Annotated in this window: 12 protein-coding genes and 2 riboswitches; all 12 genes read left to right on the top strand. The window is 42.2% G+C overall.

Annotated elements, in window-relative coordinates; genetic code table 11:
• The first annotated feature begins 195 nt into the window (after positions 1-195).
• Positions 196-1170, top strand: a complete 975-nt coding sequence (locus SJY16_RS19465; RefSeq protein WP_377891813.1) for an AAA family ATPase — start codon at positions 196-198, stop codon at positions 1168-1170.
• Complete coding sequence (locus tag SJY16_RS19460; protein ID WP_377891811.1) at positions 1167-2417, top strand: DUF58 domain-containing protein; 1251 nt, start codon at positions 1167-1169, stop codon at positions 2415-2417. The genes SJY16_RS19465 and SJY16_RS19460 overlap by 4 nt, the downstream gene beginning before the upstream one ends.
• Positions 2404-4575: a transglutaminase TgpA family protein gene (locus tag SJY16_RS19455; protein ID WP_377891808.1), complete on the top strand. Its 2172-nt coding sequence runs from the start codon at positions 2404-2406 to the stop codon at positions 4573-4575. Before SJY16_RS19460 ends, SJY16_RS19455 begins: the two co-directional genes overlap by 14 nt.
• A gap of 39 nt (positions 4576-4614) precedes the next feature.
• Positions 4615-4716, top strand: a riboswitch (purine riboswitch).
• A 132-nt stretch (positions 4717-4848) separates the two neighbouring features.
• On the top strand, positions 4849-6387 hold the full coding sequence (guaA, locus tag SJY16_RS19450) for a glutamine-hydrolyzing GMP synthase (RefSeq protein WP_377891805.1): 1539 nt from the start codon (positions 4849-4851) through the stop codon (positions 6385-6387).
• An 84-nt stretch (positions 6388-6471) separates the two neighbouring features.
• A riboswitch (purine riboswitch) is annotated at positions 6472-6573 on the top strand.
• Positions 6574-6719: 146 nt separating this feature from the next.
• A complete protein-coding gene (locus SJY16_RS19445; protein WP_377891803.1) occupies positions 6720-8015 on the top strand; it encodes an NCS2 family permease in 1296 nt (431 codons plus the stop codon).
• 244 nt (positions 8016-8259) lie between these two features.
• The gene (locus tag SJY16_RS19440; RefSeq protein WP_377891801.1) at positions 8260-9015 is read left to right on the top strand and encodes a hypothetical protein; all 756 of its coding nucleotides are present in this window, start codon (positions 8260-8262) and stop codon (positions 9013-9015) included.
• Positions 9008-9790, top strand: coding sequence for a CpaB family protein (locus SJY16_RS19435; RefSeq protein ID WP_377891799.1), 783 nt, complete (start codon positions 9008-9010; stop codon positions 9788-9790). The genes SJY16_RS19440 and SJY16_RS19435 overlap by 8 nt, the downstream gene beginning before the upstream one ends.
• An 18-nt stretch (positions 9791-9808) precedes the next feature.
• Positions 9809-10927: a CpaE/TadZ family protein gene (locus tag SJY16_RS19430; RefSeq protein WP_377891797.1), complete on the top strand. Its 1119-nt coding sequence runs from the start codon at positions 9809-9811 to the stop codon at positions 10925-10927.
• 13 nt (positions 10928-10940) lie between these two features.
• The gene (locus SJY16_RS19425) at positions 10941-12272 is read left to right on the top strand and encodes a TadA family conjugal transfer-associated ATPase (protein WP_377891794.1); all 1332 of its coding nucleotides are present in this window, start codon (positions 10941-10943) and stop codon (positions 12270-12272) included.
• Positions 12269-13198, top strand: a complete 930-nt coding sequence (locus SJY16_RS19420) for a type II secretion system F family protein (RefSeq protein ID WP_377891791.1) — start codon at positions 12269-12271, stop codon at positions 13196-13198. Before SJY16_RS19425 ends, SJY16_RS19420 begins: the two co-directional genes overlap by 4 nt.
• Before the next feature lie 3 nt (positions 13199-13201).
• Positions 13202-14143 (top strand): type II secretion system F family protein, encoded by a 942-nt coding sequence (locus tag SJY16_RS19415; RefSeq protein ID WP_377891788.1) that lies wholly within the window; start codon positions 13202-13204, stop codon positions 14141-14143.
• 43 nt (positions 14144-14186) lie between these two features.
• A complete protein-coding gene (locus SJY16_RS19410; RefSeq protein ID WP_377891786.1) occupies positions 14187-14393 on the top strand; it encodes a hypothetical protein in 207 nt (68 codons plus the stop codon).
• Positions 14394-14398: the final 5 nt, after the last annotated feature.

Genomic DNA, 14398 nt, shown 5'->3' with positions numbered 1-14398 from the left:
AGAGAAAACGGGTGTAAGTTACAGGAACTACCATATATTGTTTTTGTAATTGTGTGAAAATAGAGGAACTTATTAACGTGTCGTTTCCTATTTTTGTTACAATAAGGGTATGAGTATTTAGACATTGCATGTAATAGGAAAAGATACCTATATTGAATACAACTACCTTGATAGAGGTTAATGGAGGAATCGTTCATGAGCTCAGAGTACCAGTACGATACGTACCAACCATCTGTGAAAAAAGTCATAGAAAATATTGAAAATGTAATGGTAGGAAAAAGGGAGGTAACCGAGCTAAGTTTAGTTGCACTGTTAGCCGGTAGCCATGTTCTTTTAGAAGACGTTCCAGGTGTAGGAAAAACGATGATGGTTCGAGCGCTTGCGAAGTCGGTAGGTGCTGGATTTAATCGGATTCAATTCACACCTGACTTGTTGCCATCTGATTTAACGGGGGTCTCTGTATTTAATCAGAGGGAAATGATGTTTGAGTTTCGAAAAGGACCACTTCTAGGAAACATTATTCTTGCGGACGAGATCAATCGTACGTCGCCGAAAACCCAATCCGCGCTTTTAGAAGGAATGGAAGAGGGCAGTGTGACGGTAGATGGTGAAACGCATATCCTTCCTCAACCTTTCTTTGTTATGGCAACACAAAACCCAATCGAGTATGAGGGGACATATCCGCTACCTGAAGCGCAGCTCGATCGTTTTCTATTAAAGTTGAAGATGGGCTATCCATCACCTGAAGAAGAGCTCGAAGTGTTGAATAGAACAGAGCATGGTCATCCAATTGACTCGATCGAGTCTGCTCTCGAAATTGATGAGTTGATCAGTATGCAGAAGAAAGTACGAGAGGTGTTCGTTGAGCAATCTGTTAAACAGTACATCATCGATATCGTAAGTAGAACGAGACATAATACGTCTATCTATTTAGGGGCTAGTCCTCGTGGGTCTCTTTCATTGATGAAAGCAGCCCAGGCTTATGCTTTCATGCGTAATCGTGATTATGTACTTCCAGATGATATCAAATATTTAGCACCTTATGTGTTATCACATCGTGTGCTGTTAAAGTCAGAAGCTGCTTTTGAAGGTCAGCAGTCTGAGCAAATCATAAAAGAGATCGTTCAACGAGTAAAAGTTCCGATCATCCGGGAAGAGAAAGTGAAATGAGAGAGAAGCTTTCACAAAATCGAGTTTTGAAATTCTTCTTTTTAATTTTTCTTCTTCTTATCACCTTTTCCTATGCGATGTTTCAAGGTGGATTTGTTAGCTGGTTTCTCTTCTATACGTTTATTCCCTTCGTCATTTACTCCCTCACATTGCTTTTCTATCCGCTGGATGGCATACGGATGACGAGAACAGTCAATAAAACAGAATTGATAGATGGTCAAGAACTTAAAGTAACTGTTGAGGTTAAGCGTGCAAACCGCTTTCCCCTCTTTTATTTAATCGTAGAAGATCTCTTACCTGAGCGTTTGTTTCCGCTTGCTTCAGAAGATTCGTCTCGGTATCAGAGAGGGTCGCTCGCACTTCTTTTCCCCATGTTTCGGAAGGAATTGACGTATTCTTATGTCATCAACCCTATTCCAAGAGGAGAATATCGGTTTCATTCATTGCGGTGCAAAGCGGGGGATATGTTTGGATTTGTTCAACATGAAAAACGTTTAAAAGCAGAGCAATCTGTTTATGTTCTTCCAAGCTACCAATCGATTACGTGGACGCCATATCGCCAACAACTTTCAGGGACAAGGCCTTCTCCAAGAAAAGCGGATTTTGACTATTCAACAGCCGTAAGCGTTAGGGATTATGTACCTGGAGACAAGTTGTCTTGGATCGATTGGAAAGCAACTGCAAAAAGCTCGAAACTATTAACCAAGCAGTTTGAACAACAGGTTAGTAGGGACTTCATGCTGTTTCTAGATCGCGAGGAAACGCACTTCGGACGTGATTACTCACCACTGTTTGAGAAGGCAGTTCGACTTGCTGCTTCGATCACGCATGCTGCATTGAAACAAAATGCGATGATGGGGATCGTTTCCTCAGGGAAAGATCATACGGTTTTAAGTGTGAACGGTGGAAAGGCCCAGCGTAGAAGAATTTTTCACCATCTTGCTAGAGTGAGTCCGAACGGAACGACATCGTTCGATACCGTTATCAAAAGAGAAGCGCATCATTTTCCTGCAGGGACAGGTGTGTTTATCGTGAGTCCTTCTCTTGATGGTGCGTTTCTTTCTACACTGAAAGAAGTCGTTTCGAGAAAAGTACAAGTAGAATTCTTCTACGTTACAGAAAATATTAAACTCGCTGAGCAGGCTGAACTGAACAAACTCATCCAATTCGGAGTGAAGGTTCATGCTATATCAGGTGAGGTTTTTAACGAGGAGTTAAAGGGAGGTGGGAAACGTGCAACAAGCTGATCAGAAATTAGACTGGATGTACTCCCTTCTCCTTTATGGCCTAGGTTTTCTCTTGTTTTGGGAATGGTTAAGACCGCTTGCTGTGATTTCAAATACTGGGGAAACAGAAGTGTTTATTCTATTTACAGCATTTTTGTTTCTGATGTCCTATTTTCAAATTCCGTTCTGGCTGTCGTTTCCTATTAAAGCGATTGCGATGATCTATGCGCTTCATTCGCTATTCTTCCCTGGTGCTTTTTTTGAGATGATGTGGTTCGATTATTTTCTTTCGGATGTCGGCCAAAATATAAGCTTGATGTTCGATACAAGTTGGGGAGAGTTATCCAATCTATTTCGAACACTCTTATTCTTTATTTTATTATGGTTGATCAGTTATCTCATGCAGTACTGGCTTATTCAAACAAGAAGGATTTTTCTCTTTCTAGTCGTTACGATTGTTTATATATCCGTTATCGATACCTTCACTGCATATAACGCAGATATCGCGATTATTCGCATCATTATGATTGGGTTTGTCTTGTTAGGGTTACTACAGATTCTAAGAATCCAAGAGCAAGAGGGCGTTACCTTCTCTAAAGGTAGATTTCCTGTCTTCTGGCTTATGCCTCTGGTCTTGATCATTACGTTCTCTTCTCTATTTGGTTATATCGCACCGAAGGCAGAACCGCAGTGGCCGGATCCTGTGCCTTTTATTAAGAAATCAACAGAATATGAAGAGGGCAGCGATGCGAAAGGAAATGGCATTAGTAAGATTGGATATGATGAAGATGATTCTAGACTAGGCGGTCCTTTCATTGAAGATGATACACCTGTTTTTAGTGCGGAAACTCAAGCAAGAGGGTATTGGCGCGTAGAAACAAAAGATGTGTACACAGGTAAAGGGTGGGACGTCTCTCTCCCTGATCGAAGGAATTTTGAGGGTAGAACTGACCGTCTTTACGAAGAAAGCGTTGAGGTCGAAGGATTAGATGCAAGACTGTCGATGAGTGGTAATGTGGAGTATGATTTTATCATTCATCCTGGACAAGTGACAGATATCGAAGCACCAGAAGATGTTCAATTATTGTCGAACATTGTTTCTGGTAAAGTATTTACCCAAAAGTTAGCTGACCCATTTGTACTCGATAACTACTCCTTGTCTTATGAGAGACCAACTTTTTCAGAGAAACTTCTTAAGGAAGCACCTGTAGAGTATCCAGAACAATTACGGGATCAGTATCTCCAGTTACCAGAAACGCTGCCAGATCGTGTTTCTGAACTTGCCGAACAAATCGTCGCCGAAGAAGACAATCCATACGATAAAGCAAGAGCAATCGAAAATTACTTTGTTGGTAATGGATTTGTCTATGAAACGAAAGATGTATCGGTCCCTGATCAAGATGAAGACTATGTTGATCAATTTCTTTTTGAAAGTAAAAAGGGATATTGCGATAATTTCTCAAGCTCTATGACGGTCCTATTGAGAAGTCTTGATATACCGGCTCGTTGGGTAAAGGGTTTTACTGAAGGAGACTACGTAAGCACGAATGGTGACTACGGTGAATATGAAGTTACGAACAACAACGCCCATTCCTGGGTAGAAGCTTACTTTTCTGGTGTAGGTTGGGTGCCGTTTGAGCCAACCCGGGGCTTTTCAAGCTTAGCTGATTTTGTTTCCGATTATAATGAAGAGGGTGGAGCAGAAGAAGAAGCTGCTGAACCAACTACTCCTGAGGAAGAACAGCCTCAAAGTCAACAGCAAGAGAATGAGCAGCAAGGTTCTTCTGAAGGATTTTCATTATCATTGAAATGGACAGTTTGGCATACGATTGGTCTACTTATTGTATTGGTAGCATTTATTATCTATGCTTTTAAAAATTACAAGAAGTGGGTCAAGCGGTTCTTCCTTCGTAAATATCAACGACGAGATGACAGCAAAGCACTTTCAGAAGCTTACTTTAGACTACTATGGTTGTTAGAACTACATGGTATTAAGCGAGGGGAAGGTCAGACTTTACGGGAGTACGCGGTGAAAGTCGACCATCAACTTGGAACGCAGGATATGAAGGCTTTAACAAGGCGTTATGAGGAAAATCATTATCGTGGTAAACCTTCAGAATCTGGGTGGAACGAAATGAAGGAATTATGGGAAAATTTAATTAAAAAGATGCAATCTTGACCGCTGTATAGACGGTTGATAGAATGAATCCATAGTTTTAGCGAGAATAAGAGTCACCTTCGTATATCCCTGGGAATATGGCCCAGAAGTCTCTACCGGATCACCGTAAATGATCTGACTATGAAGGCAGATTTTCCTAGTTAAAGCCAGGATTCTGCCTTTGTACCATGGCAGAGTTCTGGCTTTTTTTATATGTTACCGGGTTGTTTATTAGCGTAGTTATAGCTATAGTAGACAAAACTACAGAAGACTAAATAGAAGTGAGGGAATTAGATGTTAGAAGAACAGGAATCCATTATTGTCCTCGACTTTGGTGGGCAGTACAATCAGCTAATCGCAAGACGTATTCGTGACCTTGGTGTATTCAGTGAATTGCATCCAAATACCATTACTGCAGAAGAGGTCAAGAAGATTAACCCTAAGGGAATCATCTTCTCAGGTGGCCCAAACAGCGTATACGGTGAAGGAGCACCTCGCTGTGATGAGGAAATTTTTGAGCTTGGCATTCCGGTTCTTGGCATTTGTTATGGTATGCAGCTTATGACTCATCACTTTGGTGGAAGTGTTGAAGCAGCAACACACCGTGAGTACGGTAAAGCAATGTTGAATATTACTCACCAATCGCCATTATATGACGGCCTTCCTGAAGAACAATCGGTATGGATGAGCCACGGAGATCTTGTTAAAGCTCCACCAGAAGGATTTGATGTTGCAGCAACGAACCCATCATGTCCTGTGGCTGCAATGAGCGATTCTTCTCGCAATCTTTATGGTGTTCAGTTCCACCCTGAAGTTCGTCACACAGAGCACGGGAATGAACTATTGAAGAACTTTGTTTATAAAGTGTGTGAATGTGAAGGGAACTGGTCGATGGAGAACTTCATCGATGAGCAGATTGAGACAATCCGCGAATCTGTTGGAAACAAGAATGTACTATGTGCACTAAGCGGCGGAGTTGATTCTTCTGTCGTAGCTGCTCTTGTTCACCGAGCGATCGGCGATCAGTTAACATGTATGTTTGTTGATCATGGCCTTCTTCGTAAAAACGAAGCAGACAGTGTGATGAAAACGTTTGGTGAAGGGTTTGAAATGAACCTTATCAAAATCGATGCTGCTGATCGTTTCCTATCAAAGCTTAAAGGGGTAACGGATCCTGAGAAGAAGCGTAAGATCATTGGAAATGAGTTTATCTATGTGTTTGAAGAAGAGTCCGAAAAGCTTAAAGATATGTCATTCCTTGCTCAAGGAACGCTTTATACAGATATTGTGGAAAGTGGAACTGCCACTGCCCAAACGATTAAATCCCACCATAACGTAGGTGGTCTTCCTGAAGATATGAAGCTTGATCTGATCGAACCATTGAACATGCTATTTAAGGATGAGGTTCGTAAAGTGGGTACAGAGCTTGGTCTACCAGATGAAATTGTATGGAGACAACCGTTCCCAGGACCAGGGCTTGGTATCCGTGTTATCGGAGAAGTAACAGAAGAGAAGTTGAAGGTCGTTCGTGAATCAGATGCGATCCTTCGTGAAGAAATCAAAAAAGCAGGACTTGATCGTGATATCTGGCAATACTTCACGGCCCTTCCTGATTTCCGTAGTGTTGGTGTTATGGGAGACGCGAGAACGTATGATTACACGATTGGTGTTCGTGCCGTAACATCGATTGATGGGATGACGTCCGATTGGGCACGCATTCCATTCGATATCCTTGAAATCATTTCAACTCGTATCGTGAATGAAGTGGATCATGTGAACCGCGTCGTGTACGATATTACTTCTAAGCCACCTGCTACGATTGAGTGGGAGTAAATACGAACAAATAGTATTAATTTACAGATAATGTTCGGATTTGCTGTTGACGCGAATGAAAGTAATTGATACACTACAAACGTAAATAAAAGAACGAAAGTCCATCGTATAACATCGGGAATAAGGCCCGAAAGTCTCTACCAGGTTACCGTAAATAACCTGACTACGAAGGAAACAGAGAGGGAAGTGAATCGTTTGGCTCTTGAAGCATGACGGTTTGCGATCTTTCTTTTCCTATTAGTCCGCTCCGGGTAGAGAACCCGGAGCTTTTTTTATTCTTTTTTGGGCAAGATAAATAGAAGGATGGATGCAAAAATAAGGGGGATTTACAGATGAATCGATTTTTTCGCTTTCAAGAACACAACACAACATACAAAAAGGAATCGATTGCGGGGTTAACAACGTTCCTTTCGATGGCATACATCCTATTTGTTAATCCTTCTATCCTAGCTGATGCTGGGATGGACCAGGGAGCCGTTTTCACTGCGACTGCTCTGGCAGCGGCACTCGGTACGTTGATCATGGGTGTGCTCGCAGGATATCCAATTGCGCTAGCACCTGGAATGGGATTAAATGCGTTCTTCACCTATTCCGTTGTCACTGTCATGGGTGTACCTTGGGAAACAGCGCTTGCGGGCGTATTAGTATCAGGACTTATCTTTATTATCATTACGATTTTCAAAATACGAGAAATGATTATCAATGCCATACCGATGGAATTGAAATACGCGGCAGCGAGCGGGATCGGACTTTTCATCGCATTCATCGGTCTAAAGAGTGCTGGAATCGTTGAAAATAACGACTCTACCCTTGTTCAGTTAGGGGACCTTCTATCAGGTTCAACCTTGCTAGCTGTTTTTGGACTTATTATTACTGTCATCCTCATGGTTCGAAACGTAAACGGAGGCATCTTCTACGGGATGCTGATCACAGCCATCGTTGGAATGATCTTTAACCAGGTTCCGATTCCGAATAACGTTGTTGGAAGTATTCCAAGTCTTGAGCCAACGTTCGGTGTAGCACTCGGTCACCTTGGGGATTTAATGACGATCGATATGCTAGTTGTCGTTCTTACGTTCTTATTCGTTGATTTCTTTGATACTGCCGGGACGTTAATTGCTGTTGCTACGCAAGCTGGAATCATGAAAGACAATAAGCTACCTCGTGCAGGTAAAGCGTTGTTTGCTGACTCATCTGCAACGGTACTTGGCGCTGTTCTAGGTACATCTACAACAACAGCGTATATCGAGTCTTCATCAGGTGTAGCGGCGGGAGGTCGAACAGGTTTCACTTCCGTTGTCACTGCTGGACTATTCTTGCTAGCTTTATTCTTCTCACCATTATTAGCTGTTGTTACACCAGCCGTTACGGCACCAGTCTTAATTATCGTGGGAGTTCTAATGGTAGGTGTGCTCGGTAAGATCGAGTGGCATCGATTTGAAATCGCTGTGCCAGCATTCTTAACGATTATTGCGATGCCGCTGACGTACAGTATCGCAACTGGTATTGCACTAGGATTTGTCATGTATCCAATCACAATGTTGGTGAAAGGCGAAGGAAAGAACATTCATCCGATTATGTATGCATTGTTCTTTGTATTCGTTGCATACTTTGCATTTTTAGCTTAAATGTTTCAACAAAAAGCCCAGATAGCAGTCAACTGCTGTCTGGGTTTTTTTGTCGAAATATAAGGTTAATTTTTCCTGTTAGTTGGGTATTAAGTTATATACCTGTTGAATTCAAGAATGGAATAAAGGTGACTTTTTTCGTCATTTTATGGAAAATCCATATTATGGCCATTTCTCACACAATTTTTTACACATTTATGCGAATATAGCAATGAGAAAAAAACATTAAAGGCAAGGAGATTATATGAAAATCGTACTTGATGAATCGCTCGGACTTCACTCACTTAAAAGCGAGAATATAAGCATAAAACCAATTCGTATCAAGCGTGCTGATGATTTAGGAGACTTTCTCGATAAGCATGATTCGAAAATCCTATTATCAAAGAAGATTCCAATTGCTAACTGGCAGCTAGAGGATGAGATTGCCTATTTTATTGATCGGTTTCCATCTGGCAGTCGGATCATTTATTTCTATGATCCTTATGTTCAACCACATGATGAACTTAGAAAATTAACAAACTGGCTTATGAATGAAAGACATGTGATCGCGATTGCAGCTCCAAATAATCGAGCGCTATTGTATATGCTTATTGAGAAGATTCAATCGTTAACAAATCCTACTAAACAAGAAGTGATGCGTTGGGTTGAGTCGGTGACTAGAACTGTATCAGGAACGATCATCTCTCAAAAGCCAACTGTATTCTCGAATGAAAGAATGCTTCGTACATATCGAGAGCCAAAAAATGAAATCTACAAACGAGCTAATTGGAAAAACGAAAAAATAATTGTTGAAGAATCTGGAAATCTATTGGAAGTCGTGAAAGCTGTGACTACTTCGAATGACGATTCAGAGTATTGGGTTGTGAAAAAAGGCTTGTCGATCTCATTACAGGAAGAACGCGAGATTAAGATAGCAACCCCCCACCTTCCAGTTAATATTCCATTTATCCATGTCGCTCGGATACCTAATACTAAGCGTTGGGGTGAATCTGATGATTGATGCAAAACGAAAAGCACTTATTTTTCTTACACTTGCCTTTATCCTTGCCGTCGTTGCGGCTGGCTTTATTCTAAATCAAATTCGAATGGCTCAAGAGTCATTGGGTGAGACGGTAAAGGTAGCAGCTGCAGGTTCTGATATCCGTTCGTACACGTCACTTGATAAAAGTGATATCGAGTGGGTCGAGATGCCAAGAAGCAGCCAGGTATCTTCCTTCATTCAAGATGAGAAGGAGCTAGATGAAGCGATCGCAGTCGTTAAATTGAATGATGGTGATATTCTGACGAAAAATGTTGTTCGAAAGAAGCTTGATATTCCCGCTGAAAATCGAGTCGTGTGGTTAAACCCAACTACTAATGTATTGATTGATCAAGCGATAACAGAGGGTGACCTCGTCGATGTGTATTCTGTCATGGAAACAAAAAGTGGCGTGACAACAGAGCGTTTGCTTGAAACGGTACCGGTCGTTCAGCAAGAAGAGATTCAGTCAGATAACAAAGAGGATGAATCATTCGGTCCGGCAATCAGAGTGTCGTTAAATTTAGAAGAGGCAGAAAAGCTTATTCATGCTCAAAACGCTGCGAAGCAAATTCGTATTCTACGAGTGAATCAAATTGCAGCAGAAGCAGAGAAAGCGAAGAAAGAGGCAGAAGCTAAGAAGGCGGCTGAATTAGCAAAGAAAAAAGAGGAAGAAGCAAAAGCAAAAGCCGCTCAGAAAAAGAAAGAAGAAGCTAAGCAGAAAGCTGCCGAAAAGGACGATTCTGATGACGAGTAAGAAAAGGGGGCGGCTTATATGAGTTCGTCATATAAATCATTAATTTTATCAAAGAGAAAAGATGTTATTGAATCGGTAAGAAATGAGCTCGTAGAGGGTGGAGTTGAGGTAGTTACTCAGGAAGAATGGAAACCTTCTTTCTCTGAAACCTTTCAATTTTACTTTGTAGATAGTGATGAGCTTGATGCTCTTCAAGCGATTACAGTTCCTACCTCGAGCTTCGTGATCGGGTTAACGGATGATCGTTCGTTTGATGAAGGGAGACGATGGGTGAAAGCTGGGGCTTATGATGTATTGGTGTTCCCTGATGAGATGGACCGACTAGGTCAACTGATTATGGAAGTCCAGCAAAGTCTTGAACTAACAGAACAATCGTTCAACCGCGATTCAGGGAACGGTGTTGTTCATGCCTTTTATAGTGCAAAGGGTGGCAGTGGAACGACATTATTATCGATCCTAACAGCTCAGTCACTTCGAATTCACCATCATAAACGGGTCATGCTCATTGATTTAAATGCGCAGTTCGGAGGCGTTGAGCCGGCTCTTGGGCTTGAATTCTCAAGATCCTATTATGATCTACAACCTGTTCTTCAGGAGCTATCTTTACACCATATTGAGAACATTTCGATCAAAGATGAGCGAACAGGTATCGATGTATTGCCTGGGCCTGCAAATCCAGCTAAGGCAGAAGAGATAAACGAAGAGCTGATCTCAAAGGTGATACGTACGTGTCGAGCGCACTATGACTATGTGATTCTTGATTTGCCTTCAGCCATCAGTACGATTAGTTTTACTGGATTAACAGAGTCGACGGCGATTCACTATATTCTGACCCCGGATAGTTTGGGGCTGCGGGCTTTCAAAAATGCGATGGATTTATTCGAACGTTTTCAGCTGAGCGGACGCAATCACCCAGTGTCACTTCTATTAAACAGAACACACCCAAAAGGTGAGTTAGCGGAAAAGGATATTGCGAGACTCCTTTCAAAAGAAGTTACCGCTTCGGTTCGATCCGATTACTTCGGCTTACAACCGGTTCTGAACATGGGTGAACCATTTTATAAAAAGAAAAATGATCGTGGTCAGTCAAAAGCAACGAAGGATATGAAGCTCTTTGTTGACAAAGTGTTGATGTAGAGGAGGTGAGTTTATGTCTTGGTTACAGCGAGCATCGAATCAAAGTACTCCACAGGCTAGAGAATGGGACGTTACAAACAGCCCTGAAGAAAAGTGGGTGAGGCACTACAAGAATCGGTTGATCAAAGAAGCGAATCTTGAGAGTATCACAACTCTTCCACCTCATGAACGTAAGCAAACAATCGAACGGCTTGTTAAACAGATGATCGATGAAGAAAAAGTCATCATTCCTAGTCAGGAAATGGAGAGGATCATTCGACAGATCATCAATGAATCTGTTGGATATGGCCCGCTTGAGGCGTTGCTTCAGGATGATGGCATCACAGAAATTATGGTGAACGGTGCGAACGAAGTGTATATCGAACGTGGCGGGAAAATGCAGGAAACAGACATTCAGTTCAAAGATGATCAACATATCCGTCATATCATCGATCGCATTATCGCTCCACTTGGAAGACGGATCGATGAAAGTTCGCCAATGGTAGATGCGAGACTCCCGGATGGAAGCCGTGTGAATGCAGTCATTCCTCCTATTTCATTAGATGGGCCTTCTATCTCAATTCGTAAATTTAATAAAACACCGTTTACGCTTGAGGACCTTCAAGGTTTCGGGACGTTTACGGATGAAATGGGACGCTTTCTACAAGCGGCCGTTAAAGCAAAAACGAATATCCTCGTATCTGGAGGCACGGGAAGCGGGAAGACGACCCTACTCAATGTTCTCTCAGATTCGATTCCACTCGGAGAGCGGGTGGTAACGATTGAGGATATGGCTGAACTTCGCTTTACGTATGAAAACCTTGTTCGTCTAGAGGCGAGGCCACCCAATATGGAAGGCAAAGGTGAGGTCACGATTCGTCAGCTTGTAAAGAATGCTCTAAGAATGCGTCCTGATCGAATTATTGTCGGAGAGGTGCGTGGTTCTGAAGCGATCGATATGCTCCAAGCCATGAATACGGGGCACGAAGGTTCTCTCACAACCGTGCACGCCAACTCGCCAAAGGATGCCCTTGGTCGTTTGGAGGCTATGGTCGTGATGTCTGGTTTGCCGATAACAGTTGATATCATTCGTGGCTATTTTGTCGGGGCTCTCGATCTCATCGTCCAAACTTCAAGACAACCGGATGGGGGACGTAAGATAGTTAGCATAGCTGAAATCGCTGAAGTGAACGGGGAAATTGAAATTCATGACATTTTCCGTTATGTGCGTGAAGGTGTTACAGCTGATGGCAAAGTGAAAGGGCATTTTGAAGCTACTGGGTATCGACCGAATCTTGTTGATCGCTTCAAAGCTTATGGTGTTGAACTACCAGACTCTCTGTTCCTTGAGGGGGCGATCGTATGACTACTGCCCTCCTGGCACTTACCGCTGCATTTCTATCATTCTTCTTATTTATTTATTACGTCATGGAAAGTCGTCGAGCGAAACAGTCAGTTAAGAAGATCGATGAATGGTTTGAAACAGGTGAACAGACCAGAAAGAGTTTCGTGATTTTGATAGGCGATAAATACGATGAATCTGAGTTGTCACAGGACTTAGGGAAGAAGCTTGTCAAAGCGAACATTCGCCTAAAGCCCTCTGAGTATATGGGAATCTATTTACTTACTCTTGCAGTGCTATGGTTCGTGGGGTTTTTCTTATTAGGCTTACTCCCACTCATCGCGCTATTGATCGCGTACTTCTCTGTATGGATTGGATCTAGACTTCTATTAAATGCAAGACAAGATAAGTTGAATGAAAGCTTCAACAAACAACTTCCTGAAATCTGTAGGATGATGTCTAATTCGATTAAGGCTGGTCAGACAATCCCACAAGGAATTGAAATGGTAGGGACAGAGGTGTCAGAACCAGCTGGGCCGCAATTTAAAATAATGGACCAACAAATAAAGCTTGGGGATGACGTTGAACAGGTGATGGGACGGTTTCGAGAGAGATACTCGAGTAAGGAGATTTCGATATTCGTAAGTACGATTTTGATCCAAAGGCGCGTAGGGGGAAACCTTGCTGAAGTGTTGGATTTAATGGCAGGAACGATAGAGGAAAGAGGTCGTGTTCAGAAAGAGATCCAAACCGCGACAGCAGAATCACGGTCGATCGCATACATTCTAGTGATCATGCCATTCATGATGGCGATCATGATGAACCTGTTCATCGAAGGCTTTCTAAACGTTCTATTCACAACATGGGGGCTGCTCCTATTCGCGATATTTTCCCTTATCATGTTCGCGGCTTTCATTCTGATCAAACGGATTTCAAGGATAAGGGTGTAACCTATGAGTTCATTATTAAGTGTTTACGCGGGTTTCTTATTTACTGCCATTTTATTAATACTACTAATCGGTTTTATCTATATCTACTTGTATATCAGCAAGAAACATAAGCTAGTGAACCAACTGAAGGTAGAGGAATCTGTTCGACAGAGGCGAGTAAGTTTCAAGAAAAAAGTGAGTGATCGCCTGATAAAAGCAGCTGAATATGCAGGGCCAACAGGCGTTAAATACGCGTTCTTCTCAGATCGAGAAAAGGATGAAAACAACCTGATCCAGGCTGGTAATCCGATGGGCCTTAGGCTTGAAAGCTTTTATGGTCTACGGTTCTTCCTTGGACTATGCGGAATCGTCGCCGGGATGTTCTACCTTCTTCTAGGACTTCCGCTTGCATTTGCGATGTTTCTCCTACTACCTCTTGGGGGCTATTTAGGGCCGAATCTATGGCTACTATTAAAAGCTCGAGAACGACAAGAAACGATCAGCATGATGATGCCAGACTTTCTCGATACCGTCAGCGTCACACTTCAAGCTGGTGTTGGATTAGATGGTGCTCTCCATCAAGTTACAAGGCAGTTCGATGGACCGCTGAGTGAAGAAATCGAACGCTTTAATCGCGAAATTGATCTTGGCGTTCCGAGAAAAACAGCTTATGCAAACTTAATCAACCGAAATTCATCTAGAGAGCTAGAGATGCTTGTCAACTCTCTTATTCAGGGATCTACTCTAGGTGTTCCTGTATCTAAAACATTCGCCATTCAAGCGGATGACCTTCGCGCAACTAGAAGCTTTAAAGCTAAGGAGAAAGCAGCGAAGGCAAGTCCTCAAATTACGTTAGTAACAACATTTTTCGTTTTGCCGGGTGTGTTCATCTTGATCATCGGATTACTAGCTCTGAACGTGATTTACAACCCTGGTGCATTTGGTCTTGATACCTTCTTCAATTAGAAGGTTCAAATAATAAAACTATTAAATAAAGGGAGAGATTACAATGTTGAACAAATTAATGATTAAATCTAAGGAAACGATGAATCAGTACGTAAATAATGAAGATGGAGCTCAAGCTCTTGAGTGGGTAGCACTTGGTCTTGTTGTTCTAGCAGTGATGGCAGCCGTTGCAACGGCGGTAGAAGGAAATGGGGATGGAATAGCATCCGCTATCGTTGATCGTATTTCTCAAATGATCAGTGACATTTAATTCGC

Source organism: Alkalihalobacillus sp. R86527, from assembly GCF_042466185.1.
GTDB lineage: Bacteria > Bacillota > Bacilli > Bacillales > Guptibacillaceae > Guptibacillus.
The sequence above is the reverse complement of the archived record's forward strand: the minus strand, read 5'-3'. Positions and strand labels throughout refer to the sequence as shown.

Bases quoted from the DNA above. Each gene is read 5' to 3' on its own strand.
- SJY16_RS19415 (WP_377891788.1), top strand. From the start codon at position 13,202: ATGAGTTCATTATTAAGTGTTTACGCGGGTTTCTTATTTACTGCCATT.
- SJY16_RS19410 (WP_377891786.1), top strand. From the start codon at position 14,187: ATGTTGAACAAATTAATGATTAAATCTAAGGAAACGATGAATCAGTAC.
- guaA (WP_377891805.1), top strand. From the start codon at position 4,849: ATGTTAGAAGAACAGGAATCCATTATTGTCCTCGACTTTGGTGGGCAG.
- SJY16_RS19430 (WP_377891797.1), top strand. From the start codon at position 9,809: ATGAGTTCGTCATATAAATCATTAATTTTATCAAAGAGAAAAGATGTT.
- SJY16_RS19445 (WP_377891803.1), top strand. From the start codon at position 6,720: ATGAATCGATTTTTTCGCTTTCAAGAACACAACACAACATACAAAAAG.
- SJY16_RS19425 (WP_377891794.1), top strand. From the start codon at position 10,941: ATGTCTTGGTTACAGCGAGCATCGAATCAAAGTACTCCACAGGCTAGA.
- SJY16_RS19460 (WP_377891811.1), top strand. From the start codon at position 1,167: ATGAGAGAGAAGCTTTCACAAAATCGAGTTTTGAAATTCTTCTTTTTA.
- SJY16_RS19465 (WP_377891813.1), top strand. From the start codon at position 196: ATGAGCTCAGAGTACCAGTACGATACGTACCAACCATCTGTGAAAAAA.
- SJY16_RS19440 (WP_377891801.1), top strand. From the start codon at position 8,260: ATGAAAATCGTACTTGATGAATCGCTCGGACTTCACTCACTTAAAAGC.
- SJY16_RS19435 (WP_377891799.1), top strand. From the start codon at position 9,008: ATGATTGATGCAAAACGAAAAGCACTTATTTTTCTTACACTTGCCTTT.
- SJY16_RS19420 (WP_377891791.1), top strand. From the start codon at position 12,269: ATGACTACTGCCCTCCTGGCACTTACCGCTGCATTTCTATCATTCTTC.